The following is a 22,481-nucleotide window of genomic DNA, read 5'->3' as shown; positions in this document are numbered from 1 at the left end:
AACGAGGCGTTGTTCACGAACACCGTGACCCCCGGCGTCGACGTGGAAAGCTCTCCGCTTACGCTGAAAGCGCCCGCATTGCCCGTGTTCTGCGCCGTGGCGTCGAGGTTGATTGTCTCGCCTGGATCTATGAAGCCGTCCGCGTTCCCGCAATCGGCGAACGTATGGCCGATGTAGTTAAGTCCGGGACACTGAACGGTTACGGAGCCTAACGGTATCCAGGCCGCTCCCGCCAGGCATCCGGTGCCTACACGCACCTTGGGCGAATAGTCTCCCGGTGCGGGATATGTGTAACTCGTCGAATCGCCCACCGTGACCGAATCGACGTTGGAATCGCCGTCGAAATCCCACTCCGCGACATAGGGCGGCGTGCCGCCCGTGGCGTTCAAGGCGAAGGTGTGCGCCGTGCCGCACGCGGCCGGATTGGGAGTCACTGTCGGCGCCGCGGCTGGAGACGTGCAGGGATCGCAAACATTCGCCGCCGTATCCGCGTACGATGCGGTCGTATCCGCGGGTGTAACCGTGGTATCTTCTACAATCGCCGTCGTGTTTTCCACGGTTGCCAAGCTGTCGACGCCCGCCACGTCCGTATCCGAGATGAACGTGCAAGCGGGATCAATGTCTCCGTTGGCATCCATCTTCAAAACCCAGAAATCCACGAGGAAGACCGCCTCGTAGGATTCCTTATATCCCGCCACGACGAAGCCGCTGTCCGTCGTCTGCTGAATAGAGCGGGCCGACTCATAATCAGCGCCACCGTAGGTCTTCTGCCATGTTCCAGGAAATAACGGGCCAACATTCCCATCGGCGTCCAGCTTCAAAACCCAGAAATCTCCACTGCCCGCACCAAAGGATCCTGTATGTCCCGCCACGACGTAGCCGCCGTCCGCGGTCTGCTGGATGGAGCCGGCGGAATCACTAGAGGTGCCGCCGTAGGTCTTCTGCCATGTTCCCAGCGGACCAAGGTCCCCGTTGGCATCCAGCTTCAGCACCCAGAAATCATTCGAGCCCGCGCCAAAGGAGGACGTACTTCCCGCCACGACGTAGCCCCCGTCCGCCGTCTGCTGGATGGAGCTGGCGGAATCATTAGAACCGCCGTCGCCGCCGTAGGTCTTCTGCCATGTTCCCGGCGTGCCAAGGTCCCCATTGGCGTCTAACTTTAGAACCCATAGATTAGGATGCGTTGGGGTGCCCGCGCCGAAGGAATACGTATATCCCGCCACGACGTAGCCCCCGTCCGCCGTCTGCTGGATGGAGGTGGCACTATCAACGTAAACACCGCCGTAGGTCTTCTGCCATGTTCCAGGATATGCCGGGCCAACATTCCCATCGGCATCCAGTTTCAGAACCCAGAAATCAGAACCGCCACCGACGGAGACCGTCCTTCCCGCCACGACGTAGCCCCCGTCCGCCGTCTGCTGGATGGATCTGGCAATGTCAGCACCAGTGCCGTACATCTTCTGCCACGTTCCCGGCGGACCAAGATCCCCGTTGGCGTCCAGCTTCAGTACCCAAGCATACTGACTTCCCGCGCCGAAGGACTTCGTACATCCCGCCACGACGTAGCCGCCGTCCGCCGTCTGCTGAACGGAGGACACAGTGTCATCGTCAGCGCCGCCGTATCTTTTCTGCCACACGACGTTGCCCGGGGCGTCCAGCTTCAAAATCCAGAAATCCTCGAAGTAGTCTGCCTCGAAGGACATGGTGTGCCCCGCCACGACGTAGCCGCCGTCCGAGGTCTGCTGGATGGAGTAGGCACTTTCGTCTAAGGTACCGCCGTAGGTCTTTGCCCAGGTCTGCGCGAAGGCGGCGTTTGGAAGGCAGAAGAGGAGTAAGAAGCAAGCAGCGAGGAGCAAGAATCGGAAATTAAGCCCCCCGGTGCGAGCCGTCCCCTTGCGCCCTTTCACCTCCTCACCTCCCCGGCGGCGCCCCGGACGCACCTCCCCCTCCCGCTCCCGGAGCACTCATACCGCCTTTCGAAGCCCTCCCTGTAAGGCATCGTTTTGTCTCCTTTTCCAATAATATATATAAAGCTTTCTAATCGAAAAATCAAGCGAATTTGCGGGAATTTGCGGCCAGAGACCAGTAGCCAGCCGTTGGCGGCTGGCAGTTAGCAGTTAGCGACTGGAAATTAGAAAAATTGAATTCCGCCCCCGCTCCGCCGAAGCCTCTGCAGCGTTTGCGCATTTGCATAACGAACTACGCGAAGGCGAGTCGCCAACGGCCAAAGGCTAACGGCCAACTGCTTCTTAAATCCCCTCGTACTTTCCGTGCGCGAGTTCCAGGAATTCGGCGCGGGTCTCGGGCCGCGTGAGGAACAGCCCGCGCATGGCGTTCGTCACGGTAATGGCGTTCTGCTTTTCCACGCCGCGCATCGCCATGCAGAGGTGCAGCGCCTCCATGAGGACGCCCACGCCCTGGGGGTTCAGGGCCTCGTTTATGCAGTCGGCAATCTGGACGGTCAGCCGCTCCTGCACCTGGAGGCGGCGCGCGAAGGCGTCGACGATACGGGGAATTTTCGACAGCCCGATGACCTTGTGGCGGGGGATGTAAGCGACGTGGCACTTGCCGAAAAAGGGGGCCATGTGGTGCTCGCAGATGCTGAAAAAGGCGATGTCGCGCACCAGGACCATCTCGTTGTATTCCACTTCGTAGAGGGCGCCGTTGAGGATTTTCTCGATGTCCACCTTGTAGCCCTGCGTATAGGTGCGAAGCGCGTCGGCGATGCGCTCGGGGGAGTGCCGAAGTCCCTCACGGTCGGGGTCTTCGCCGAGCTCCTTAAGAAGGTTTCGAATAATTTCCTGAAGGGCGTCCGGCATGGCAAAAAGGCTCGTCACCCGGCGCGGCGGGGGGCGATGTTTTCGGCGGCGGGGATGATGTTCTCGAGGAAATCCACGTCGAGGTTTTGGGTTCGGCGAAGGACTTTATTTCGAAGAAGCCTGCCTCATCCCAACGACCGGCCCCGCCGCGCTCGGCTCGGCGGAGGCTCCGCCGGAGCCGGGGCCGGAGCGTCCATCCTCCGACCCGCCTTCCGAAGCCGTGCGGAGGGCAGGAGTCGGGCGGAGGGCGGGCTTCGGAGCGGCGAGGAACGACTGGCTTTCTTGGGCGCCGCGAGTCTTCTTCTCGCCGGACATGTAGCAGCGGCCCTCGAAGAAGGCGCCCTCTTCGATGGTGAGCGTCGGGGCGTGGAGGTCGGCCGTGACTCTGGCGTCGCGAAGGATTTCCACGCGCTTCTTTGCGCGCACGGTGCCGCGCACGCTGCCCCCGAGCGTGGCGTGCCCCACGTCAATCTCGCCCTCCACTTCGGCGCCCCGGCCGACGACGAGATGCGAGTCGGAAACAATTTTCCCTTCCAGGCGCCCGTCGAGGCGCAGCATGCCGGTGAAGTGGAGCTCGCCCTTCACCGTGACGCCGCGGTCGAGGAATCCGTTTATGTCTTCCAGTTCTTTCTTCATGGGAGAACCTTATTTTAGTGTGCCCGATTGGCGCGGTTTTGTCAAACGAGCCGGAGCTTTTTCACCCCGTCGCCTCCGCGCGCGTCTCGCGGACGACGGTCACGACGATCTTTCCCGAGTATTCGATTTCCTTCTCGATGCGCTGGGCGATGGCGGCCGAGAGCGCCTCGGCCTTTGGTTCGTCGATCGAACCGGGGTCGACGATGACGCGCACCTCGTGGTTGCTGTGAACGGCGTAGGCTTCCTCGACGCCGGGGAATTCCTTCGCGAGGCGCTCCGCTTCCTCCATGCGGCGGATGGGATCGGCCGCCATACGGGTGCGCACGCCCGCGCGTGAGGTCGAGATGACGTTCGCCGCCGCAACGAGCCCCGCGACGAACGATTCGGCGGGCGCGTCTTCATGGTGCGCGGCGATCGCGTTCACCACCACGGCCGATTCGCCCAGGCGCGCGGCCTCTTCGGCGCCGACCTCCGGGTGCGTCCCCGGCTTCTCGTGCGTGAGGGCGTAGCCAACGTCATGAAAGAATCCGGCGCGTCGCGCCGCCCGCCCGTCGAGCCCCATCTCGTCGGCCATAATGCCCGCAAGGTGCGCCACCTCGATCGAGTGGTGCAGAAGATTCTGGCCGTGGACGTTCAGGAACTTGAGACGTCCCATGAGCCGCAGGAGACCGGGATTCACCTCGGCCTTTTCGTCGAGCACGGCTTCGAGGAACGCCTCGTGGCCCGCCTCCTCGACGGACGCTTCGAAGCCGGTGCTCACCTCCGCCGTGAATTCCGTGATAGCGTCGGGATGGAAGCGGTCCGTCTCGATCATTCTCAAAAGCACCTGCCGCGCCGCTTCGCGCTGCTCGGGGTCGAAGGCGGACAGAAGGATGCGGCGCGGCGCGTCGTCAATGATGAGCTTGACGCGGGTTTCGCTCTCGAAGGCGCGGATGTTCCGGCCCTCTTTGCCGATGATTTTTCCTTTGTAAGACTCATGCGGGAGGATGACCTCATGGAGCATGAGATCACGCGCGGCGTCAAGGGCAAGACGGGAGACGGCCGTCGAGAGGATGCGGCGGGCGTCCCTGTCGGCGCGCGCAAGGGCGAGGCGGCGCGCCTCGGCCGCGGCTTTTTCCGCCGCCCTTTCAAAATGCGAGCGAAGGCTGCGAAAAAGCTCCTGCTTGGCCTCGTCGGGCGCGAGGCTCGCAGCCTTGCCGAGCGCTTCTTCGTAGCGCGCGCGCGCGGCGGCGATGGATTCGCGCTCCCCCTCCACCTCGGCGCGGCGTGCCTCGAGCGCCGCCGTCTGTGCGTTGAGGTCGCTCTTTTCTTCCTTGAGGCGCTTCTCCTGCTCGCCCAGAGCGTTCGTGCGCTCCCGGAGCTTACGTTCCCGCTCCTCGAGAGCCAGCTCGCGCTCCGAAAAAGCGAGGTCTTCCTTAATCAGCGCCGACGGGTCCGGCCGCGTCGCGGCTATGGAGGGCGCTTCGTAGGGTCTTTTTTTCTTTAGGGCGTCTTTCGGCTCGGTATCCTCGCGGCTGCGCAGCCGCCAGCCAAGGCCCAAGAAGAGAAGGGCCGTCGCCGCAACGATAACCATCAAGGGCAAATATTCCATGGTTTTCCCCTCTTTTAAAAATGTTTCCCCGTCAGAAAAGGATTCGTTTGGCGTTCTTCGTCGACGGTGGAAAAGTCGTTGTGGCCGGGAAGAACGAGCGTTTCGTCGGGAAGCGTCAAAATTTTCGAGTGGATTGATTTGATGAGCGTCGAAAAGTCGCCGCCCGGCAAATCGGTGCGGCCGATGGAGCCGCGGAAGAGGGCATCGCCCGTAAGAACGGCGGGTGCGGGGCTTCGGGCCTCGGGTTTTTCCGACGTGTCCGCCATGGAGGAATTCCCCGCCACGACGGCCGCCGGCACGTAGAGGCATGTGCTTCCCTCGGTGTGGCCGGGGCAGTGAAAGACGTGGGCTTCCTCGCAGCCGAGTTTGAGGACCTGCGCGTCGCGGACGTTTTCGTCCGCGGACGGCGACTCGGGCGCCTCGACGCCACACGCCGTCCCCTGCTTGCCCTGCTGCTCAAGCCACGCGTTGTCGTCTCTGTGAACCAAAAGTCTTGCTCCGGTGAGGCGGCGGTAGAGGGCGTTCTCGAAGCAGTGGTCGAAGTGGCCGTGCGTGTCGAGGATGGCGAGAATGTCGCAACCGATGCCCTTGACCCAGCCTTCCAGGGCGTCGCTCCCCCACGCCGGATCCACCAGAATGCCCTCGCGGCCCTCATCGTCCGTGACGACGAAAACGTTGTTTTGAAGGGGGCCGACCTGCCGCGTATGAATCTTCATATTAAACCAGCGTAGCATGCGGCGCAGCAGCGGGGCAAACGCGGAAGCGATACCGACATTACCCGGAGCCCTACAGGCATTGACACTCCAGGCGAAACCTGCTATACTCTGCGCCTCATGAGTCCACGCTCTTATTGTGAAAAGCCTTTCTGGACGGGAAGGGGTGTGCTCTTTTTTTTCCTTTCCATACTTCTTTGCGTGACTGCGTTGGGCCAGGAAATCGAGGGCATCGGGGAAATCGAGGGTGAGGCTCCCGAGGCAGAGGTAGAGGAACCCGAGGGCATCGGCGAAACCGAGGGCGAGGCTCCCGAGGCGGAGGTAGAGGAACCCGAGGGCATCGGCGAAACCGAGGGCGAGCTCCCTGAGGCGGAGGTAGAGGAACCCGAGGGCATCGGCGAAACCGAAGCCGAGGCTCCCGAGGCAGAGATAGAGGAAATCGAGGGCATCGGGGAAATCGAAGAGGAGGCCCCGGAGATAGAGGAAATCGAGGGCATCGGGGAAATCGAAGAAGAGGCCCCGGAGATAGAGGAAACCGAGGGCATGGAAATTGAAGACGAGGTTGTGGAGATAGAGGAAATCGAAGAAGTGCCTCTGGAGGAAGCCGTCCCTTCCTGGCGGCAGTGGGAGTTGGGCCTTCAAACGGGGCGTATGGTTCTCACGGGGAGCGCGTCTTCGAAAGACACCCTAGCGTACGGTTTCTATATTTTGTATCGCCTCCGCGGAATAGGCGAGGCCGACGACGGTACGTCCGTGGAAGTCCAAGGACGACACGGCTTCGAACTCAACGTTAACCAATTCAAAACCGATTACAACCGCACCTTTGGCGTCTCTTCGGGAAGTGATGCCCTGCCCGTGTCTCTCAATTTCGGTGGCACGAAGCTGACCCTCCCCATGGGATGGTACGGCCTAGAAGCGGAGGGCGAGTACGCCTACACGACCGTGTCCGTGAATTACATCTACACCCAACTCAACAAGCGCCAACGACTGCGCCCGGTCACCTTCTACGCTGTGGGGGGAGGGGGCTATGTTTTCGGCTCCAGCGACAGTTTCCTCCTTCGAGGCCACGTACGCCAACTTTGCGATCCCAGTGATTCAAACGCTCTAACCGATCAGAGATGCTTGAATCAATTCGGCCAATTTAACGAATTTCAAAAACTGGCCGGTTCTGTGGACGAAATGGGGAACGGAAGCGGCATCTGCGATGTTAGTGATCCCCTCTACAACGCAACCGCGTGCACGAACGCGCAAAAAGCCCTGAGTTTTTTTGACTTCGAGTTCCACGATGCGACCGTCATAACTTTCGGTGGGGGCGTGCGCTGGCAGATGAGTCCCCGGTGGGTGGTTAATTTCGAGGTTCGCGATTTCTTGATGCCCTTTGACGACAGCGGCTTTCTCGCCACGGGGAAAAAGGCGGTGGGCGAAATGGGGACGCGGTCGGAGTGGACGTTCGACAAGCAGGATGCGAAAGGCCACTCGTTCCTCATCCGCATCAGCATCGCCCGCAACTTCCAGCGCTTCTTCGGCATCGGAGGCGGACCAAAAAAGCAGTAAACTAGCCGCGTTTGGCTTCCGGCTTGCCTTCTTCCGTCTTCTCCGTCGGAGGGACGAGCTCAAGAAGGGCCATCTCTGCCCGGTCGCCGCCCCGGGGGCCGAGCTTCAGGATACGGGTATAGCCTCCCGGGCGCTGGGCATAGCGCGCCGCCAAGACGTCAAACAGCTTCTTTACGGTTCCGCGGTCGTGGATGTGGCTGGCCACCAAACGCCGATTGTGCAATCCACCGTGCCTGGCCTTTGTGATAAGCTTCTCGGCGAAAGGTCGCACGGCCTTCGCCTTGGCGCAGGTGGTGCGAATGCGCTCATGGCGGAGAAGAGACGTCGCAAGGCTGCGCAGCAGAGCCACGCGATGGCCCGCCGTGCGCTTGAGCTTAAAGTGTCGCTTCCGGTGCCGCATCGTGTTGGCTCCCGCTAGGAATCAACTTTCACGCCAAGGCTCAACCCCATATCGCGAAGGCGCTCCTTGATTTCCTTGAGGGATTTCTTGCCGAAGTTCTCGATGGAAAGCAGTTCGTCCTCCGTATGCTTCAGCAGGTCGCCGACGGTGCGCACCCGAAGCAGTTGCAGCGCCCGGCGCGCCCGCGAAGACGATATATCAAGCTCCTCTATAGGGCGCGCGAGCTTGTCCAGCGCTCCCAGACCGCCGTCTTCAGGATGATCGGGATGCGCGCTCACGTACTCGCTTTCCTCCACATTGATGAAAAGTCCCATGTGGTCCTTGAGAATGATGGCGGCACGCGCCAGGGCCTGCTGAGGCGTGACAGCCCCGTTGGTCCAGATTTTGAGGGTGAGCTTGTCGTAGTCTGTTCTCTGCCCTACCCGCGCGTCCTCCACCGTGTAGGCCACCTTGCGCACCGGCGAGTGTGACGAATCCACGGGGATGTAACCCAGGGGAAACGTTTCGTCGAAGTTGGCTTCGGCAGGCACGTAGCCGTATCCCATCCGCACCACGAGTTCCATGTTGAGCGCTCCATCCGCGTTGAGCGCCGCGATGTAGCGGTCGGGCTCAAGCACCTCCACGTGCGGAGTGGTCTCGATTTGGGCCGCGGTTACCTTGGATGGACCCTTGGCCTTAAGGGTCAAGGTCTGGGGCTCCGGTGAGACAGATTTAAAGGAAATTTGCTTGAGATTAAGAATAACATCCGTGGTATCCTCAAGCACCCCGCCCAGAGAGGTAAACTCATGCGCCGCGCCTTCAATGCGCACGGCGGTGATGGCCGCGCCTTCGATGGAAGAAAGAAGCACGCGGCGAAGCGCGTTTCCTATGGTCGTGCCGAAGCCTCGTTCCAGAGGCTGCGTGTAAAACTCCCCGTAGCGGGGCGTCAACGCTTCGGTGTTGCACTCCAACCGCTTGGGACGCTGAAAACTCTGAGTGAACATACGGTAAGGGACCTCCTGAAATTATCTCGCCGAATAGTGCTCGACGATGTACTGCTCGGTCACGGGGAGCACCACGTCCTCGCGCACCGGAAGGCGCTTGACCACGCCCTTGCCTTCCTCGCGGTGCGCCTCAAGCCACGAGGGGACGTCACGACCGATCGCCATGGCGTCGGCCACCACCGGATTCTTTTGTGCCTTTTCCTTGAGCACAACCACATCGCCTTCCGAAACCAGGTACGAAGGGACGTCAATGCGTCGCCCGTTGACAAGAACATGCCCATGGCCGATGAGCTGGCGCGCGTGGAAACGCGACGCGCCAAATCCCAACGCGTAGAGAACGTTGTCCAGCCTCCGCTCCAGAGTCGTAAGAAGCGCCTCGCCCGTAATACCCTTGAAGCGATCGGCCTGCTTGAAATATTTTCGGAACTGCCGCTCCAGAACACCGTACACGCGTTTGGTCTTTTGCTTTTCGCGCAACTGCAGGCCGTACTCGTTCTGCCGAGTGCGCCGGCGCCGCCGGCCATGCTGGCCGGGGGCATAGCTTCGGCGCTCGATCGCACACTTTTCGCCGTAACAGCGCGCCCCTTTAAGAAAAAGCTTCAGTCCTTCACGCCGACACAGACGACAAGCCGAACCGCGATATCGAGCCAAGAAAAACCCCCTTCCTATACCCTGCGGCGCTTCCTGGGCCTACACCCGTTGTGGGGAACGCCGGTGGTGTCCTTGATGGACGTAACGCGAATTCCAACCATTTCAAAGGCACGAATCGCGGACTCGCGACCCGCGCCCGGACCCTTTACGTGCACGTCCAGACTCTTTATGCCGTTCTGCACCGCGATTTGACCCACGTGGAGCGCCGCCTTCTGGGCAGCGTAGGAAGTGCCCTTTTTGGAACCCCGAAACCCCATGCGGCCAGCGCTGGACCAGCAGACGGCGTTGCCTTTAGGGTCTGCAATCATGATCAGGGTGTTATTAAACGTCGCCCGGATGTGCGCCACCCCGTGCACGATGTTCTTCTTCGGCGATTTTTTTGCGCGGGTCCGTGTCGCCATAAGCTTTACTCCGTCTTTCGCTTGGGACGCAGCTTCATGCGCGGCCCTTTCCGCGTGCGGGCGTTCGTATGCGTGCGCTGCCCCCGCGCCGGCAATCCTTTCTTGTGGCGAAGCCCGCGGTAGCAGCTGATTTCAATCAGCCGGGAAATGTCGTTGCGAACCTGTTTTCGCCGCTCGCCCTCAATGTCTCCCTCCTCTTGTATCTTGCGCTGGATGAGCATCACCTCATCTTCGGTAAGGTCTTTCACTTTCTTTTCCTTGTCCACGCCCACGGCCTTCACAATCGCGTTCGAGCGAGTGCGGCCGATGCCGTAAATATACGTCAGGCCAATCTCAACGCTCTTTTTGGCCGGTAAATCAATTCCCGCAATGCGCGCCATAACTCTTTCTCAGCCTCAGCCTTGCCGCTGCTTGTGCTTCGGGTTCTTGCAGATCACCCGCACCACGCCCTTGCGGCGTACGATCTTGCACCGCGAGCAGAATTTCTTGACGGAAGGTCGCACTTTCATATCGGATCACCTCGTTATTTGTAGCGAAACATAATACGCCCCCGCGTCAAGTCGTAAGGCGAGAGCTCCACGAGCACCTCGTCGCCCGGGAGGATGCGTATAAAATACTTTCGCATCTTTCCTGACGCATGGGCGAGCACGACGTGTCCGCTTTCATGCAACTTTACGCGAAACATGGCATTGGGCAGTTTTTCTTTCACGATTCCTTTCGCCTCGATAGCCTCTTCCTTCGGCATCACCCTTCTTGACCCAAAATCCAGGGACCGTTTTCCGTAACGGCGACCGACCGCTCGAAATGGGCCGCATAGCCGCCGTCCCGCGTGCGCGCCGTCCATCCGTTGCCGTCCACGAACACCTCGCTGTCTTTCTCCGCAACCATAGGCTCTATGGCAAGCACCACGCCGGGCTCCAGGCGCGGACCGCGCCCGGGAGGGCCGTAATTGGGCACCTGAGGATCCTCGTGCAGAGCGGTGCCAATACCGTGGCCTACAAAGTCCCGCACGACGGAAAATTGGTGTGATTCGACGAACGTCTGCACAGCATGGGAAATGTCCGAAACATGCCCCCCTGCCCTCACCTTCTCGATTCCCCGCTGAAGCGACCCGCTCGTGACGTCGATGAGGCGCCGCCGCTCTTCGCTCACCTCGCCCACGGGCACTGTAACGGCCGAATCTCCGTAGTAGCCTTTCCACACCACGCCAAAATCCATACTGACGACGTCACCACTGCGCAGGGCTCGCTTCTTGGAGGGAATCCCGTGCACGACCTCGTCGTTGAGGGAAACGCACAAGCAGCATGGGAATCCCCGGTAGCCCTTAAAGGCGGGCTCGGCCCCGGCTTCTCGAAGGCACGCCTCCGCCGTCTGTTCAAGGTCATACGTTGTAACTCCCGGCTCGATGACCTCGGTAAGCCGCTTGAGGGTCTTCCGGACGATGCGGTTCGCTTCGTTCATAATGGCAAGTTCTTCGCGCGTCTTGTAAACAATCATATTAAGTTAATATTATACCATATCCACCGACCGCAGAATTCTTTCCGCCACCTCTTCCGGATTGCCCGCACCGGATACCCGCCGAAGCAAACTCCGCTCGCCGTACAGCCGAAGCAGCGGCTCGGTCTGCCTCTGGTAGACGGCAAGGCGTTCCCGAATCACGTCCGGAGTGTCGTCCTTTCGCACGACGAGCGCCCCACCGCACCCGTCGCATCGCCCCTCCACGCGCGGCGGCTGAAAGCGCACATGGAAATTCCGTCCGCAGGAGCCGCAAACCCGCCGCCCGCCCAAGCGCACCACAACCTCTTCCTCGGGCACCTCGATGGCCACCACGGAGGCCAGGGTGCGCCCCGTGCGCCCTAAAATGGACTCGAGCATTTCGGCCTGCTCGACATTGCGCGGAAACCCGTCCAGGACAAACCCCCCGTCACAGTCCCTCTCGCGCAGCCGGGCTTCCACCATGCTTGCGACAAGGCTGTCCGGCACCAATTCTCCCTGCTCCATGAGGCGCTGCGCCTTGAGGCCCTCCTCGGTCCGGCGGGCGACGGCATCGCGCAGGATGTCGCCCGTCGAGACGTGCGGCACGTCCTGCCGCGCCGTGAAGGCCTCTGCCTGCGTCCCCTTGCCGGCCCCCGGAGGGCCTAAGAGCACCACGCCTCCTGTCACCGGCGCCCCTTGATGCGGCTGCCCTTCAGAAACCCGTCGTAATGGCGCATGACAAGCTGGGCCTCCACCTGTTGAACGGTATCCATGGCGACGCCGATGACGATGAGCAGCGAAGTGCCGCCAAAGTAAAATTCCACTCCCAGCCCTTGCGTAAACCAAGACGGAAAATAGCTGTGTAGGGCCTGGCCGATCCCGGGAATGTACTGCACCTGTAAGCCGTTCATAAGGAAATCCGGAAGAAGTGCCACGGCCGCAAGGTAACAGGAGCCCGCGAGCGTGAGGTGGTTGAGCACTTCGCTGATGTAGTTCGCCGTGTGCCGGCCGGGACGGATTCCGGGAATGTAGCCGCCGAATTTTTTCAGGTTGTCCGCCACGTCCGAAGGGTTGAAGATGATGGACACGTAAAAATAGCAGAAGAACATGATCATCAAAGCGTAGGTCAGCACGTAGAGGGGACGCCCCATTTGAAACTGCTCCGCTATGCCCCGGATAAGCGGCACGTCCTGTAAAGTGTCGAACTGGACGACGGTCTGTGGAATCATAATCAGGGACACGGCGAAGATGACCGGGATGACGCCGGCCACGTTGACCCGGATCGGCAGGTGGGTCGCCTGACCGCTCATCATACGGCGCCCCGCAAGGCGCTTGGCATAGTGGACTGGGATCCGGCGCTGCCCGCGCTCCACAAGGACGATGAAGGCGCACACCGCGACCATAAAAGCTACGAGGATGACGATGGTAAAGAGGTCGAGCGTTCCGGACCGGTAGCTCTGCACCGTCCATTGGATCGCGCTCGGAAGTCCCACGACGATGCCCGCAAAGATAATGAGCGAGATGCCGTTTCCTATTCCGCGCTCCGTAATCTGCTCTCCGAGCCACATGATGAAGATGGTGCCAGTGGTGAGCGTGAGCACCGTCATGAAGCGGAAGCCCCACCCGGGCGAAACGGCGATGGGAGAGCCCCCCGGCCCCTTTGGCATGTTCTCGATCCAAAAGGCGATGCCCGTTCCCTGGATGGCGCTGATGAGAACGGTTCCGTAGCGCGTGTACTGCGTGATCTTTTTCCGGCCTACTTCCCCCGACTTTTGGAGCTGTTCCATATAGGGCCATACGACAGTGAGAAGCTGAAGGATGATGGAGGCGCTGATGTAGGGCATGATGTTGAGCGCAAAGATGGCCAGGCGCTGGAACGCCCCCCCGGTGAACAAATTCACGAACCCGAGGAGCGAGCCGCCTCCGGCCTGCCCGAAAAATTCCGAGAGCGCCCGGGCGTCCACGCCCGGAATGGGGATGTGCGACCCGATGCGAAACACCGCGAGCAGTGCGAAGGTGAAGAGCACCCGCTTGCGGAGGTCGGGAATGCTGAAGATGTTGCGAAAAGTTTCGAGAATGCGAAATTGCTCAAGCACGGGGAATAACCTCCACGCGCCCGCCAGCTTTCTCGATCTTGGCGCGGGCACCCGCACTGAAGGCATGCGCCCGAACGACGAGCGCCGTTGCGATCTTCCCGACGCCGAGAATCTTGACACCCTCGTACAGGCACAGGTTAGGCACAAGGCGGCGCTCGCGCAACGCCTCGGGCGTCACCTCTGCGTCCTTCGAAAATACGGCCAAATCGCGCACGTTGACCACGGCCCAGCGCTTGCGAAAGATGTTCGTAAAGCCGCGCTTGGGCACACGGCGGACGAGCGGCATTTGTCCTCCCTCCCGCCCCATTTGGCGCCGGTAGCCCGACCGGGACTGCTGCCCCTTGGTGCCCTTGCCGGCGGTCACGCCATGGCCGGAGCCGGGGCCGCGGCCCACGCGCTTGGCCTTGCGGCGGGCCCCCTTCGGGGGCTTCAAATCATGCAACTTCGAACTCATCCTTCCTCAATAATCTTCACGAGGTGGGAAATTTTCGCCGCCATCCCCCGTACCGCCGGGGTGTCCTCGCGCACAACCTCGTCACGGATGCGGCGAAGCCCCAGGCCGCGCAGGACCTCGCGCTGCCCGCGGGTGAAGCCTATGGGGCTGCGCACCTGTCGAATGCGAAGTTTCTTAGAGCTCTTCGCTTGGGATGGTTTCTTGCTCTGAGTCGGAGAGGAGTTGGTTTCGGACATTTTCCGCCAGATCCAGTTCTTCGAATTGCTTGTTCCGCAACTTTGCCACCTCCCGTGGCGACCGGAGCGTCCCAAGCGCCTGAAACGCTGCTTTAACGATATTAATTGCATTGTCGGAGCCAAGAGATTTCGTCAACACGTCGCGCACGCCGACGGCTTCCATGACGGCGCGCACGGCGCCGCCCGCGATGACCCCCGTGCCCGGCGAGGCGGGCCGTATGAACACCCGCCCTCCCCCGTTGCGCCCGTACGCCTCGTGCGGGATTGTCGAGCCGACAAGCGAGTATCGCTTCATGTGGCGCCGCGCCTTGGCCATGGCCTTTTGAATGGCCAGCGGCACCTCCCGCGCCTTGCCCATGGCGTAGCCCGCCTTGCCGTTGCGTTCCCCGACCACAACCATAGCGCTGAAACTGAAGTTCTTGCCGCCTTTCACCACCTTGGTGACGCGGTTGATCCGAACCACCTGTTCGTAAATTTCCTGATCTTTCGTCTCAGCCATCGGGTGTCCTTTTTAAAGTTTTATGCCCTGGCCGCGCACGGCATCCGCCAATTCCTTAACCACGCCATGGTAGGCATAGCCGCTTCGGTCAAACACGACCGAGGCGACCCCCCCGGCCGCAAGGCGCCCGCTCAGGCGCTCTCCGACCCATTTCGCGGCGGCCTTGTTGGCGTGTCCCAGGAAAACGCCGCGTGCCTCCTTTTCAAGGCTGGAGGCCGCGGCCATCGTGCGGCCGTTTAAATCATCCACGGCTTGGGCATAAATGTACTTGTGGCTTTTGTAAACGCACAGCCTAGGCTTCTGGGATGTTCCCACCATCCGCTTTCGCGTGTGGAAATGACGCTTTTTTCGCAGCTCGTTTCTTGAGATAATTTTTATCATCGCGCTAGGCCCCCACTTTCCCCACCTTGCGATGAATAACCTCTCCCGCGTACTTGATGCCCTTGACCTTATAAGGATCGGGCGGCTTGACGCGCCGGAGCTCAGCCGCCACGTGTCCCACTTGCTGCTTATCGGCACCCGCCACCACAATGATGTTTTTCTCCTCAATGGAAAGCGTAACCCCCGCGGGAGGCTCATAGATCACCGGATGAGAAAAGCCGAGTTCCATTTCCAGTTTCCTGCCCTTGAGCGCAATGCGATAGCCGACACCGCTCATTTCGAGGCGGCGCACAAAGCCCTTGGAAACGCCCTCGGCGGCGTTGACCAAAAGGCGCTGCGTGAGGCCATGGAGCGCCCGATGACGCGCCGAATTCCCCTTCCGAGAAACCGTCACCGTGCCGTCCTTGACCACAACCTCAATCCCAGGGGATACCGCGACGACAAGCTCTCCCCGCTTGCCCTTCACGGTGCACACATCGCCCGCCACGCTGACCGTAACGCCCTGGGGAAGTGAAATGGGCTTTTTTCCAACCCGTGACATTTCTACCACACCTCGCAGAGAATTTCTCCCCCGAGGGAGCGGCGGCGGCAGTCGCGGTCGGTCATGACGCCGCGTGACGTGGAAACGATGGAAATCCCCAACCCGCTCTGGATCTGGGCCAGGTTCCGGGCGCTGCAATAGACGCGGCGCCCCGACCTGCTTACCTTGCGAAGATTCCGGATGACCGACGTGTCGCCCTCGTATTTGAGGTGCACTTTAAGGATGCGCTTGGGTGACTTGCCGGAGCGCGATTCCGCCTGGGAGTGCCCCTCCTCGAAATCCTCAATGTAGCCTTCATCCTTGAGCACACGCAGGACGGCCATCTTGAGCCTGGAAGCCGGCACCTCCACATCGTGGTGGCGAACGGCCAGGGCGTTCCGGATTCGCGTCAGCATATCGGCAATGGGGTCGGTCAGCATTGGAAATTCCTTACCAACTGGATTTAATGACTCCCGGAAGTTCTCCGCGGTGGGCCAACTGGCGGAGGCAGATGCGGCACAATCCGAACTTTCGATAATAGCCACGCGGGCGTCCACAGCGGTTGCAGCGATTGCGGCACCGCACCTTGAACTTCGGCTTCTTCTTCGTTTTCGCAACCCAAGCGGTCGTAGCCATTTCTTGCCTCTAAGCCGCTTTCCGTGTTCGGAACGGCATGCCAAGCGCGTGAAGTAGATAGAACGCCTCCTCATCCGTCTTCGCCATCGTGACGACGGTGACGTTCATGCCCATGAGGCGGTCCACCTTCGTATAGTCCACTTCCGGAAAGACCAATTGGTCACGCAGCCCGAGCGTATAGTTTCCGCGCCCGTCAAAGGCACGCGGCGGAAGTCCTTGAAAATCCCGCACGCGCGGAAGGGCGATGTTCACGAGGCGGTCGAAAAACTCGTACATGCGGTTCCCCCGCAGCGTGACGCAGCAGCCGATGGGAAGATTCGCCCGCACGTTGAACGCCGCTATGGCTTTGCGCGAGCGGGTGATTTTCGGTTTCTGCCCCGCGATGGAGGCCAACTCACCGGCCGCGGCGTCCAGAATCTTAATGTCGCTCTTGGCTTCTCCAACGCCCATGTTAACAACAATCTTGTGCAGCCGCGGCACCGCCATGAGGCTTCGGTAGCCGAATTCCTCTTTCATGGCCGGTCGCACCTGCTTCTCGTATCGTTCGCGGATTCGCGGCACCGTCATGGGGTAACAATATGCTCCTTGCAGCGCTTGCACTGACGCACCCGGCGGCCGTCCTCGAGGATTTGAATCCCGACGCGCGCGGGCCTCTTGCACCCCGAACACACCACCATCAGGTTGGAAAGCGGAACCGTCGCTTCCTTTTGCACGATACCGCCCTTGATGTTCCGCCTCGGATTGGGGCGCACGTGCTTCTTGACAAAACGGACCCCTTCCACCACGGCTCTGCCCTCGCGGACAAACACTCGCAGCACCTTGCCGGTTTTTCCCTTATCGGTGCCAGCCATTATGGTCACGGTATCCCCTTTGCGGGCATGCATGCGTGCCATCCTCAGAGCACCTCCGGGGCCAGCGACGCGATTTTCACGAAATTCCTGTCCCGCAGCTCGCGCGCGACGGGACCGAACACCCGCGTTCCGACGGGCTCGCGCTGCTCGTTGATCAGCACCGCCGCGTTATCGTCAAAGCGAATGTAGGTGCCGTCCCTGCGGCGGTGTTCTTTCCGCGTCCGGACGATCACGGCCCGCACGACGTCGCCTTTCTTCACCTCGGCGCGGGGAATGGCCTCCTTGACGCTGGCGCGAATGACGTCGCCCAGCCGACCGTGGCGGCCGGTGCCGCCGCCGAGGGGGTGGATGCACGCGATGACCTTGGCACCCGAGTTGTCGGCCACGCGGAGGCGCGTGCGCATCTGGATCATGACGCCGCCTCCGCGTTTAAGTCGCCGTCGGTACCGCGCTCCAGAACCTTGGCCAGCCGCCACCGCTTGAGGCGGCTCACGGGCCGAGTCTCCACAATGAGCACCTTGTCGCCCACGCGGCACGCGTTTTTCTCGTCGTGAACATAATATTTCTTCGTCTTTCGTATGTACTTTCCAATGCGGCGATGGCGGTAGGTCTGAGACACCGCGACCACCACCGTCTTTTGCATCTTATCCTTGAGCACCCGACCCACTTGGGTTGCACGACGCCCCTTCATGCCGATTTCTCCCTGCTGCGTTCCCTCTCCCGCTCTCGAAGCACCGTCAGAATCCTGGCGTAATCCCTCCGGGCCGCTCGCACTCGCATGGGCGTCTCGAGCTGCCCGAGCACCTTCTGAAAACGGAACTTAAAAAGCTCCTGCTGGAGCTCCGCTGCCCGGTCGCGCAGATCCTTGTCGTCGAGTTCCCGCAAATCTTTCGCCCGTGCCATAATGGTCACCGCACCTCGGCCCGGCTTACAAAAACGGTTTTGACCGGCAATTTGTGGCCGACGCGCCGGAACGCTTCCCGCGCCTCCCTCTCCGGGATGCCCTCCACCTCGAACAAGACGCGGCCAGGCTTGACGACCGCCACCCATTCCTCGGGGGGGCCCTTACCGCCGCCCTGGCGCGTCTCGAGCGGCTTTTTGGTCACCGGCTTGTCGGGAAACACGCGAATCCAGAGCTTTCCACCCTTGTGAAGATGGCGGGAAAGCGCCACCCGCGCCGCCTCAATCTGACGCGCCGTCAGCCAGGCCGCGCCGAGCGTCCGCAGGCCGAAGTCCCCGAAATCAACGCCGCTGCCGCGCCAAGCCTTGCCCTTGCGGCGGCCCCGCTGCTGTTTCCGGAATTTAACTTTCTTGGGCATCAACATGGCAATATCTCTTCGCTACAGCCCCGCATGGTGGGCCTCCTCCACGTCCATAATATCACCGTTGTAAATCCAAACCTTGATACCGATGACGCCGTAGGTGGTATACGCCTGCGAAAACCCGTAGTCGATGTCCGCACGGAATGTGTGAAGCGGCAGCTTCCCTTCGAGATACCACTCCGTGCGCGCGATTTCCCTTCCGCTGAGGCGCCCTGCCACCATGACCTTGATGCCCTTGCAACCGCCTTGGTGGGCGGTCTCGACGGCGCGCTTCATGGCGCGCCGGAACATCACGCGCTTTTCGAGCTGGACCGCGATGTTCTCGGCAACGCACTGCGCGTCGGCTTCCGGCCGCGCCACCTCCTGAATGTTCACGTAGACTTCCCGCTTGGTGAGTTTTTCCACGTCCTTGCGGAACTTCTCCACCTCCGCGCCCCTCCTTCCGATCACCACGCCGGGGCGCGACGTATGGATGTTGATTTTGAGCTTGTTCGCGGCGCGCTCGATGATGACGCGCGAGACGCCCGCGCGCGGGTAGCGCTTGTGGGTAAAGTCGCGGAGCCACAGGTCCTCGTGAAGAAGGCCCTTGTAGTCCTTCTCGGCGTACCACCGTGACTTCCACGTGTGGATGTAGCCCAGGCGGAGCGACTCGGGATGAACTTTCTGTCCCATGCGTCAGGCCTTTCCCCGGTGCTCGGAGGCCGAGCCTTTTTCCGGACGCTCCCCCAGCTCCAGGCGAACGCGGCACGTGCGCTTGCGCACCATCCCCGCGCGCCCCAAGGACATCGGCTGATACCGCTTGAGCGTCGGCCCCTCGTCCACGACAAGGAGCGACACGTAGAGGCGCTCGTCGTCGTAGTCACCCTCTCCTTTCGCCTGAAGGTTGGCCACGGCGGACTCGAGGAGTTGAAGCAGGTCCACCGCCGCGCGCTTCTTCGTGTGGCGCAGAAGCGAGAGGGAGTGACTCACGCTCTGGCCGCGCACCAGGTCCGCAACCTCGCGCATCTTGTAAGGCGACTGGCGCAGGTGATTCAGCTTGGCTTTTGCAATCGCTTCAGGCATATTTCCTTACTTTTTCGTATGCTTCTTCACCACCGCCGCTTTTTCTCCCGCCCCGCCGTGGGCCCTGAAAATGCGGGTCGGAGCGAACTCGCCGAGCTTGTGGCCGACCATGTTCTCGGTGATGTAGACGGGAATGAATTTCCTGCCGTTGTGCACCGCCAAGGTGTGCCCCACCATCTCGGGCACCACGGTCGAGCGGCGCGACCACGTCTTCACGACCGACTTGGTGTTCGCCTCGTTCATGGCCATCACGCTGCGCATCAGGTGCGCATCCACCCAGGGGCCTTTCTTGAGCGAGCGCGGCATGGTTTCGATACTCCTTACTTCAAGTGAAAGCGTTTCGTGCGTTTGTTCCGGCGCGTCTTGTAGCCCTTCGTCGGCGCGCCCCAAGGGGTGCTGGGATGGCGCCCCCCGCTCGCCTTGCCCTCGCCGCCGCCCAGGGGATGGTCCACGGGATTCTTGGCCACCCCGCGCACATGGGGCCTGCGGCCCAGCCAGCGGGAGCGCCCGGCCTTGCCCGACGTGACGCCCTCATGGTCGAGGTTCCCCACCTGCCCGACGGTCGCGCGACACCGCAGCAAAATAAGGCGCCTTCGCTTGGACGGAAGGCGCACCACCGCATAAGCGCCTTCCTTGGCCTCGATGGTGGCCGCGTTGCCCGCGCTTCGCACCAGCTGGCCTCCCTTGCCGGGCCGCAGCTCGATGTTGTGAATCTCCATGCCCGGCGGGATATGCTCCAGGGGCATGGTGTTGCCGATCTTGGCGTCGATGGCCGCGTTGCTCGAGAGCACGGCGTCGCCCACCTTGAGGCCGTGGGGAGCAAGGACGTAGCGCTTCTCGCCGTCTGCGTAACACACAAGCGCGATGCGCGCGCTCCGGTTCGGGTCGTACTCCACCGTCGCCACCTTGCCCGGCACATCGAATTTGTCGCGCTTGAAGTCTACGACCCGGTAAAGGCGCTTGTGCCGGCCTCCCCGCGACCGCACCGCGATGCGGCCCCGGCGGCTGCGGCCCGCGCGCTCCTTGAGCGGCCTCGTGAGCGGCTTGTGCGGCTCGCGCGCCGTAATCTCTTTGCCCGACGCAAGCGCTCTCTTGCGAAGTCCCGGCGAGGTGGGCTTATAGGTCTTTAGCGGCATCAGCCCTTCTCCTCTGCCACAAAGTCCTCGAAGCTGATCATCTTCTCGCCTTCCTTCAGAATCACGTAGGCCTTCTTCCAATTGGGGCGCTTGCCGACCGCCAGCCGAAACCGCCGCATCTTGCCGCGCACTGTCATGGTGCGCACCTTCTGCACCTTTACGCCGAAGAGACGCTCCACCGCCTGCCTAATCTCAATCTTGTTGGCGTCCCGGGCCACCTGGAAGCAAAGGGTTCCTTTTTCCTGCTTCGTGGCCGACTTCTCCGACAACAGCGGACGGCGCACAATCTGGCGCATGCGAGTGACGTTCATCGCGGCATTCCCTCCGTAAGCGCAAGGAGCGCCTGCCGCGTAAAAAGCACTGCGTCGGCGTGCAGCACGTGCACGCTGCGAAGCGCCATAGGGCGCGCCACATCGACGCTGACGACGTTGCGCGCCGAAAGCGCCAAACACTCATGGTTCTCTTCATCCACGATAAGCACTTTCCTCTCTCCAAGGCCTAGGTTCGCCAGCACGCCCAGCAAATCCTTGGCCTTCGGACGCTCCAGCTCAAGCCGCTCCACCACGGCGAGGGCATCGTCCTGAACCTTCTGCGTAAGGGCCGAGCACAGCGCGCCCCACCGCTTCTTCTTCGGCAGGCGGTAGCCGTAATCGCGGGGCTTGGGGCCGAACGTGACGCCGCCCCCGCGCCAGAGAGGCGAGCGCCGGCTTCCGTGGCGCGCGCGCCCCGTGCCCTTTTGGCGCCACGGCTTCCGACCGCCGCCCCTGGCCTCGGCCCGCGTCTTGGTCGAGGCCGTGCCGGCGCGCCGCATGGCCAGCTGGTGGCGCACGTCCTCCTCAATGAGCCCTTCGTTCACGCTGGCCGAGAAAATCGCCTCGTCGAGCGCGACGCGCCCCACCGACTGATTCTCCACGTCCTTGACCACCACTTCAAGCATGCTTTTTTACCGCACGGCAAATGAACACGTAACCCTTGCGATGCCCGGGCACGGCCCCCCTCACGAGCAAGAGGTTCTTTTCCGGGTCCACTTTAATCACTTCCAAATTCTGCGCCGTGGCCCGCTTGTTTCCATAGCGGCCTCCCATCTTCATTCCCCTCCAGACCCGCGACGGGAACGACGAGCCGCCGATGGAGCCCGGCGCGCGGTGAAACATAGAGCCGTGGCTCTTCGGGCCACCCTTGAAGCCCCACCGCTTGATCACGCTCGCAAAACCGCGCCCCTTGCTTGTGCCGGAAACGTCCACGTACTTCATGTCCTTAAAAATTTCAACGGTGACCTTCTCCCCGGGCTCGGGCTTCGTGTCGTAGGCGAACTCTCGAACGATCCTTGCGGGAGACGCGCCGTGCTTCTTGGCGTGGCCCTCCTGGGGTTTCGTGACGCTCTTGTTTTCCAGAAGCCCGAGCTGGGCGGCCTCGTAACCGTGCTTCTCGCGCGTTTTCACCTCGAGCACCACGCAGGGCCCCGCCTCAAGCACCGTCACGGGCACGGCCGCCCCGTTCTCCGAGAACACCTGCGTCATGCCGGCCTTGCGGCCGATCAGCCCCGCGATCATCAGGCGTGGTCCTCCCCGAAGGCTTTGATCTCCACGTCCACTCCCGCGGGCAGATCGAGCTTCATCAAGGCGTCGACCGTCTGCTGGCTCGGCTCGTAAATGTCAAGCAAGCGCCGGTGGGTCCGTATCTCAAACTGCTCGCGCGACTTCTTGTCCACGTGCGGTGAGCGGTTCACGCAGAACTTGTTAATCTTCGTCGGCATGGGAATAGGCCCTCGAATGACGGCCCCCGTGCGGCGCGCCGTGTCCACGATCTCCCGAAGCGAGCGGTCGAGGCTTCGGTAGTCGTAGGACTTGAGCTTAATGCGAATGCGTTCCTCGGGCATCAAATCTTCCTCATTTAATCACCTTGGTAACGGCGCCTGCCCCAACCGTCCGGCCCCCCTCGCGTATCGCAAACCTCAACCCCTCCTCCATCGCCACCGGCGTCATCAACTCCCCTCCCAACTGCGCCATGTCCCCAGGCATCACCATCTCCACTCCCTCCTTCAGCTTCACCCCTCCCGTCACG

General features: G+C 61.6%; 37 protein-coding genes and 1 pseudogene. 1 reads left to right on the top strand and 37 read right to left on the bottom strand.

Annotation, left to right across the window (positions count from 1 at the left end):
• Positions 1–620 precede the first annotated feature (620 nt).
• The 5 genes and pseudogenes from JSV08_09665 to JSV08_09645 form a co-directional block, all read right to left on the bottom strand.
• Positions 621–1,856: pseudogene (locus JSV08_09665) on the bottom strand (hypothetical protein).
• Between the two features lie 393 nt (positions 1,857–2,249).
• Positions 2,250–2,819 (bottom strand): GTP cyclohydrolase I FolE, encoded by a 570-nt coding sequence (gene folE / locus JSV08_09660; GenBank protein UCF80751.1) that lies wholly within the window; start codon positions 2,817–2,819, stop codon positions 2,250–2,252.
• 105 nt (positions 2,820–2,924) lie between these two features.
• Positions 2,925–3,455, bottom strand: a complete 531-nt coding sequence (locus tag JSV08_09655; GenBank protein UCF80750.1) for a polymer-forming cytoskeletal protein — start codon at positions 3,453–3,455, stop codon at positions 2,925–2,927.
• A 61-nt stretch (positions 3,456–3,516) separates the two neighbouring features.
• Positions 3,517–5,046: a DUF3552 domain-containing protein gene (locus tag JSV08_09650; protein ID UCF80749.1), complete on the bottom strand. Its 1,530-nt coding sequence runs from the start codon at positions 5,044–5,046 to the stop codon at positions 3,517–3,519.
• Between the two features lie 14 nt (positions 5,047–5,060).
• Positions 5,061–5,762: an MBL fold metallo-hydrolase gene (locus JSV08_09645; protein UCF80748.1), complete on the bottom strand. Its 702-nt coding sequence runs from the start codon at positions 5,760–5,762 to the stop codon at positions 5,061–5,063.
• A 117-nt stretch (positions 5,763–5,879) separates the two neighbouring features.
• On the opposite strand from JSV08_09645, the gene JSV08_09640 reads away from it, so the two are divergent.
• The gene (locus JSV08_09640; protein ID UCF80747.1) at positions 5,880–7,313 is read left to right on the top strand and encodes a hypothetical protein; all 1,434 of its coding nucleotides are present in this window, start codon (positions 5,880–5,882) and stop codon (positions 7,311–7,313) included.
• 1 nt (position 7,314) lies between these two features.
• Here the strand turns inward: JSV08_09640 and rplQ are convergent, their stop codons facing one another.
• From rplQ to tuf, 32 genes are all read right to left on the bottom strand, one after another.
• Entirely contained in the window at positions 7,315–7,713 is a 399-nt protein-coding gene (gene rplQ / locus JSV08_09635) for a 50S ribosomal protein L17 (protein ID UCF80746.1), read from the bottom strand.
• 14 nt (positions 7,714–7,727) lie between these two features.
• Positions 7,728–8,696: a DNA-directed RNA polymerase subunit alpha gene (locus tag JSV08_09630; protein UCF80745.1), complete on the bottom strand. Its 969-nt coding sequence runs from the start codon at positions 8,694–8,696 to the stop codon at positions 7,728–7,730.
• A 21-nt stretch (positions 8,697–8,717) separates the two neighbouring features.
• On the bottom strand, positions 8,718–9,347 hold the full coding sequence (gene rpsD / locus JSV08_09625; protein ID UCF80744.1) for a 30S ribosomal protein S4: 630 nt from the start codon (positions 9,345–9,347) through the stop codon (positions 8,718–8,720).
• A gap of 14 nt (positions 9,348–9,361) precedes the next feature.
• Positions 9,362–9,748, bottom strand: coding sequence for a 30S ribosomal protein S11 (rpsK, locus tag JSV08_09620; protein UCF80743.1), 387 nt, complete (start codon positions 9,746–9,748; stop codon positions 9,362–9,364).
• A 5-nt stretch (positions 9,749–9,753) separates the two neighbouring features.
• Positions 9,754–10,128 (bottom strand): 30S ribosomal protein S13, encoded by a 375-nt coding sequence (rpsM, locus tag JSV08_09615; GenBank protein UCF80742.1) that lies wholly within the window; start codon positions 10,126–10,128, stop codon positions 9,754–9,756.
• Positions 10,129–10,143: 15 nt separating this feature from the next.
• Positions 10,144–10,257, bottom strand: coding sequence for a 50S ribosomal protein L36 (rpmJ, locus tag JSV08_09610; GenBank protein UCF80741.1), 114 nt, complete (start codon positions 10,255–10,257; stop codon positions 10,144–10,146).
• 14 nt (positions 10,258–10,271) lie between these two features.
• On the bottom strand, positions 10,272–10,493 hold the full coding sequence (gene infA / locus JSV08_09605) for a translation initiation factor IF-1 (protein UCF80740.1): 222 nt from the start codon (positions 10,491–10,493) through the stop codon (positions 10,272–10,274).
• Positions 10,493–11,245: a type I methionyl aminopeptidase gene (gene map, locus JSV08_09600; GenBank protein UCF80739.1), complete on the bottom strand. Its 753-nt coding sequence runs from the start codon at positions 11,243–11,245 to the stop codon at positions 10,493–10,495. Before map ends, infA begins: the two co-directional genes overlap by 1 nt.
• 12 nt (positions 11,246–11,257) lie before the next feature.
• On the bottom strand, positions 11,258–11,899 hold the full coding sequence (locus JSV08_09595; protein UCF80738.1) for an adenylate kinase: 642 nt from the start codon (positions 11,897–11,899) through the stop codon (positions 11,258–11,260).
• An 8-nt stretch (positions 11,900–11,907) separates the two neighbouring features.
• Positions 11,908–13,386, bottom strand: a complete 1,479-nt coding sequence (gene secY, locus JSV08_09590; protein ID UCF80737.1) for a preprotein translocase subunit SecY — start codon at positions 13,384–13,386, stop codon at positions 11,908–11,910.
• Entirely contained in the window at positions 13,313–13,774 is a 462-nt protein-coding gene (rplO, locus tag JSV08_09585) for a 50S ribosomal protein L15 (GenBank protein UCF80736.1), read from the bottom strand. Before rplO ends, secY begins: the two co-directional genes overlap by 74 nt.
• Positions 13,771–14,010, bottom strand: coding sequence for a 50S ribosomal protein L30 (gene rpmD, locus JSV08_09580; protein ID UCF80735.1), 240 nt, complete (start codon positions 14,008–14,010; stop codon positions 13,771–13,773). The genes rplO and rpmD overlap by 4 nt, the downstream gene beginning before the upstream one ends.
• Positions 13,949–14,509 (bottom strand): 30S ribosomal protein S5, encoded by a 561-nt coding sequence (gene rpsE / locus JSV08_09575; GenBank protein ID UCF80734.1) that lies wholly within the window; start codon positions 14,507–14,509, stop codon positions 13,949–13,951. The genes rpmD and rpsE overlap by 62 nt, the downstream gene beginning before the upstream one ends.
• 12 nt (positions 14,510–14,521) lie before the next feature.
• On the bottom strand, positions 14,522–14,890 hold the full coding sequence (locus JSV08_09570) for a 50S ribosomal protein L18 (GenBank protein ID UCF80733.1): 369 nt from the start codon (positions 14,888–14,890) through the stop codon (positions 14,522–14,524).
• Positions 14,891–14,894: 4 nt separating this feature from the next.
• Positions 14,895–15,431 (bottom strand): 50S ribosomal protein L6, encoded by a 537-nt coding sequence (rplF, locus tag JSV08_09565; GenBank protein UCF80732.1) that lies wholly within the window; start codon positions 15,429–15,431, stop codon positions 14,895–14,897.
• Positions 15,432–15,433: 2 nt separating this feature from the next.
• Complete coding sequence (rpsH, locus tag JSV08_09560) at positions 15,434–15,850, bottom strand: 30S ribosomal protein S8 (GenBank protein ID UCF80731.1); 417 nt, start codon at positions 15,848–15,850, stop codon at positions 15,434–15,436.
• A 10-nt stretch (positions 15,851–15,860) separates the two neighbouring features.
• Complete coding sequence (locus JSV08_09555; protein ID UCF80730.1) at positions 15,861–16,046, bottom strand: type Z 30S ribosomal protein S14; 186 nt, start codon at positions 16,044–16,046, stop codon at positions 15,861–15,863.
• A 9-nt stretch (positions 16,047–16,055) separates the two neighbouring features.
• Entirely contained in the window at positions 16,056–16,613 is a 558-nt protein-coding gene (gene rplE, locus JSV08_09550; protein UCF80729.1) for a 50S ribosomal protein L5, read from the bottom strand.
• Complete coding sequence (locus tag JSV08_09545) at positions 16,610–16,939, bottom strand: 50S ribosomal protein L24 (protein UCF80728.1); 330 nt, start codon at positions 16,937–16,939, stop codon at positions 16,610–16,612. Before JSV08_09545 ends, rplE begins: the two co-directional genes overlap by 4 nt.
• A 2-nt stretch (positions 16,940–16,941) precedes the next feature.
• Positions 16,942–17,310 carry a 50S ribosomal protein L14 gene (gene rplN / locus JSV08_09540; protein ID UCF80727.1) on the bottom strand — a complete coding sequence of 123 codons (369 nt, stop codon included), beginning with the start codon at positions 17,308–17,310 and terminating at the stop codon, positions 16,942–16,944.
• Positions 17,307–17,588 carry a 30S ribosomal protein S17 gene (gene rpsQ, locus JSV08_09535; GenBank protein UCF80726.1) on the bottom strand — a complete coding sequence of 94 codons (282 nt, stop codon included), beginning with the start codon at positions 17,586–17,588 and terminating at the stop codon, positions 17,307–17,309. The genes rplN and rpsQ overlap by 4 nt, the downstream gene beginning before the upstream one ends.
• Positions 17,585–17,800: a 50S ribosomal protein L29 gene (rpmC, locus tag JSV08_09530; protein ID UCF80725.1), complete on the bottom strand. Its 216-nt coding sequence runs from the start codon at positions 17,798–17,800 to the stop codon at positions 17,585–17,587. Before rpmC ends, rpsQ begins: the two co-directional genes overlap by 4 nt.
• Before the next feature lie 5 nt (positions 17,801–17,805).
• Entirely contained in the window at positions 17,806–18,222 is a 417-nt protein-coding gene (gene rplP, locus JSV08_09525; protein UCF80724.1) for a 50S ribosomal protein L16, read from the bottom strand.
• A gap of 15 nt (positions 18,223–18,237) precedes the next feature.
• A complete protein-coding gene (gene rpsC / locus JSV08_09520) occupies positions 18,238–18,891 on the bottom strand; it encodes a 30S ribosomal protein S3 (GenBank protein ID UCF80723.1) in 654 nt (217 codons plus the stop codon).
• 3 nt (positions 18,892–18,894) lie between these two features.
• Entirely contained in the window at positions 18,895–19,281 is a 387-nt protein-coding gene (gene rplV / locus JSV08_09515; GenBank protein UCF80722.1) for a 50S ribosomal protein L22, read from the bottom strand.
• Positions 19,282–19,287: 6 nt separating this feature from the next.
• The gene (gene rpsS, locus JSV08_09510) at positions 19,288–19,587 is read right to left on the bottom strand and encodes a 30S ribosomal protein S19 (protein UCF80721.1); all 300 of its coding nucleotides are present in this window, start codon (positions 19,585–19,587) and stop codon (positions 19,288–19,290) included.
• A 14-nt stretch (positions 19,588–19,601) separates the two neighbouring features.
• Positions 19,602–20,417, bottom strand: a complete 816-nt coding sequence (gene rplB, locus JSV08_09505) for a 50S ribosomal protein L2 (GenBank protein ID UCF80720.1) — start codon at positions 20,415–20,417, stop codon at positions 19,602–19,604.
• Positions 20,417–20,728, bottom strand: coding sequence for a 50S ribosomal protein L23 (locus JSV08_09500; protein UCF80719.1), 312 nt, complete (start codon positions 20,726–20,728; stop codon positions 20,417–20,419). Before JSV08_09500 ends, rplB begins: the two co-directional genes overlap by 1 nt.
• Positions 20,725–21,354 carry a 50S ribosomal protein L4 gene (gene rplD, locus JSV08_09495; GenBank protein UCF80718.1) on the bottom strand — a complete coding sequence of 210 codons (630 nt, stop codon included), beginning with the start codon at positions 21,352–21,354 and terminating at the stop codon, positions 20,725–20,727. The genes JSV08_09500 and rplD overlap by 4 nt, the downstream gene beginning before the upstream one ends.
• Positions 21,347–21,970, bottom strand: a complete 624-nt coding sequence (gene rplC, locus JSV08_09490; GenBank protein UCF80717.1) for a 50S ribosomal protein L3 — start codon at positions 21,968–21,970, stop codon at positions 21,347–21,349. Before rplC ends, rplD begins: the two co-directional genes overlap by 8 nt.
• Positions 21,970–22,296 carry a 30S ribosomal protein S10 gene (gene rpsJ, locus JSV08_09485; GenBank protein ID UCF80716.1) on the bottom strand — a complete coding sequence of 109 codons (327 nt, stop codon included), beginning with the start codon at positions 22,294–22,296 and terminating at the stop codon, positions 21,970–21,972. Before rpsJ ends, rplC begins: the two co-directional genes overlap by 1 nt.
• Positions 22,297–22,306: 10 nt before the next feature.
• Positions 22,307–22,481 (bottom strand): elongation factor Tu (tuf, locus tag JSV08_09480; protein UCF81881.1); only part of this gene is annotated, 175 nt, incomplete at its 5' end.

Source organism: Acidobacteriota bacterium (assembly GCA_020349885.1).
In the GTDB taxonomy this organism is placed as follows: Bacteria; Acidobacteriota.
This window is presented reverse-complemented; position numbering and strand designations above follow the sequence as displayed.

Excerpts from the sequence above, each read along its gene's own strand:
- JSV08_09570 (UCF80733.1), bottom strand. The coding sequence starts at position 14,890 with ATGATAAAAATTATCTCAAGAAACGAGCTGCGAAAAAAGCGTCATTTC.
- rpsC (UCF80723.1), bottom strand. The coding sequence starts at position 18,891 with ATGGGACAGAAAGTTCATCCCGAGTCGCTCCGCCTGGGCTACATCCAC.
- rplQ (UCF80746.1), bottom strand. The coding sequence starts at position 7,713 with ATGCGGCACCGGAAGCGACACTTTAAGCTCAAGCGCACGGCGGGCCAT.
- rpsM (UCF80742.1), bottom strand. The coding sequence starts at position 10,128 with ATGGCGCGCATTGCGGGAATTGATTTACCGGCCAAAAAGAGCGTTGAG.
- rplF (UCF80732.1), bottom strand. The coding sequence starts at position 15,431 with ATGTCACGGGTTGGAAAAAAGCCCATTTCACTTCCCCAGGGCGTTACG.
- rpsH (UCF80731.1), bottom strand. The coding sequence starts at position 15,850 with ATGCTGACCGACCCCATTGCCGATATGCTGACGCGAATCCGGAACGCC.
- rpsS (UCF80721.1), bottom strand. The coding sequence starts at position 19,587 with ATGCCGCGCTCGCTCAAGAAAGGCCCCTGGGTGGATGCGCACCTGATG.
- rplC (UCF80717.1), bottom strand. The coding sequence starts at position 21,970 with ATGATCGCGGGGCTGATCGGCCGCAAGGCCGGCATGACGCAGGTGTTC.
- JSV08_09555 (UCF80730.1), bottom strand. The coding sequence starts at position 16,046 with ATGGCTACGACCGCTTGGGTTGCGAAAACGAAGAAGAAGCCGAAGTTC.
- JSV08_09640 (UCF80747.1), top strand. The coding sequence starts at position 5,880 with ATGAGTCCACGCTCTTATTGTGAAAAGCCTTTCTGGACGGGAAGGGGT.
- rplN (UCF80727.1), bottom strand. The coding sequence starts at position 17,310 with ATGATCCAGATGCGCACGCGCCTCCGCGTGGCCGACAACTCGGGTGCC.
- JSV08_09545 (UCF80728.1), bottom strand. The coding sequence starts at position 16,939 with ATGGCACGCATGCATGCCCGCAAAGGGGATACCGTGACCATAATGGCT.
- JSV08_09655 (UCF80750.1), bottom strand. The coding sequence starts at position 3,455 with ATGAAGAAAGAACTGGAAGACATAAACGGATTCCTCGACCGCGGCGTC.
- JSV08_09645 (UCF80748.1), bottom strand. The coding sequence starts at position 5,762 with ATGAAGATTCATACGCGGCAGGTCGGCCCCCTTCAAAACAACGTTTTC.
- rplB (UCF80720.1), bottom strand. The coding sequence starts at position 20,417 with ATGCCGCTAAAGACCTATAAGCCCACCTCGCCGGGACTTCGCAAGAGA.
- map (UCF80739.1), bottom strand. The coding sequence starts at position 11,245 with ATGATTGTTTACAAGACGCGCGAAGAACTTGCCATTATGAACGAAGCG.
- secY (UCF80737.1), bottom strand. The coding sequence starts at position 13,386 with ATGCCTTCAGTGCGGGTGCCCGCGCCAAGATCGAGAAAGCTGGCGGGC.
- rpsK (UCF80743.1), bottom strand. The coding sequence starts at position 9,748 with ATGGCGACACGGACCCGCGCAAAAAAATCGCCGAAGAAGAACATCGTG.
- rplV (UCF80722.1), bottom strand. The coding sequence starts at position 19,281 with ATGCCTGAAGCGATTGCAAAAGCCAAGCTGAATCACCTGCGCCAGTCG.
- JSV08_09630 (UCF80745.1), bottom strand. The coding sequence starts at position 8,696 with ATGTTCACTCAGAGTTTTCAGCGTCCCAAGCGGTTGGAGTGCAACACC.
- JSV08_09500 (UCF80719.1), bottom strand. The coding sequence starts at position 20,728 with ATGAACGTCACTCGCATGCGCCAGATTGTGCGCCGTCCGCTGTTGTCG.
- rpsQ (UCF80726.1), bottom strand. The coding sequence starts at position 17,588 with ATGAAGGGGCGTCGTGCAACCCAAGTGGGTCGGGTGCTCAAGGATAAG.
- rplE (UCF80729.1), bottom strand. The coding sequence starts at position 16,613 with ATGACGGTGCCGCGAATCCGCGAACGATACGAGAAGCAGGTGCGACCG.
- infA (UCF80740.1), bottom strand. The coding sequence starts at position 10,493 with ATGCCGAAGGAAGAGGCTATCGAGGCGAAAGGAATCGTGAAAGAAAAA.
- rpsJ (UCF80716.1), bottom strand. The coding sequence starts at position 22,296 with ATGCCCGAGGAACGCATTCGCATTAAGCTCAAGTCCTACGACTACCGA.
- rplD (UCF80718.1), bottom strand. The coding sequence starts at position 21,354 with ATGCTTGAAGTGGTGGTCAAGGACGTGGAGAATCAGTCGGTGGGGCGC.
- rpmD (UCF80735.1), bottom strand. The coding sequence starts at position 14,010 with ATGTCCGAAACCAACTCCTCTCCGACTCAGAGCAAGAAACCATCCCAA.
- rpmC (UCF80725.1), bottom strand. The coding sequence starts at position 17,800 with ATGGCACGGGCGAAAGATTTGCGGGAACTCGACGACAAGGATCTGCGC.
- rpsE (UCF80734.1), bottom strand. The coding sequence starts at position 14,509 with ATGGCTGAGACGAAAGATCAGGAAATTTACGAACAGGTGGTTCGGATC.
- rpmJ (UCF80741.1), bottom strand. The coding sequence starts at position 10,257 with ATGAAAGTGCGACCTTCCGTCAAGAAATTCTGCTCGCGGTGCAAGATC.
- JSV08_09650 (UCF80749.1), bottom strand. The coding sequence starts at position 5,046 with ATGGAATATTTGCCCTTGATGGTTATCGTTGCGGCGACGGCCCTTCTC.
- rplO (UCF80736.1), bottom strand. The coding sequence starts at position 13,774 with ATGAGTTCGAAGTTGCATGATTTGAAGCCCCCGAAGGGGGCCCGCCGC.
- rplP (UCF80724.1), bottom strand. The coding sequence starts at position 18,222 with ATGTTGATGCCCAAGAAAGTTAAATTCCGGAAACAGCAGCGGGGCCGC.
- folE (UCF80751.1), bottom strand. The coding sequence starts at position 2,819 with ATGCCGGACGCCCTTCAGGAAATTATTCGAAACCTTCTTAAGGAGCTC.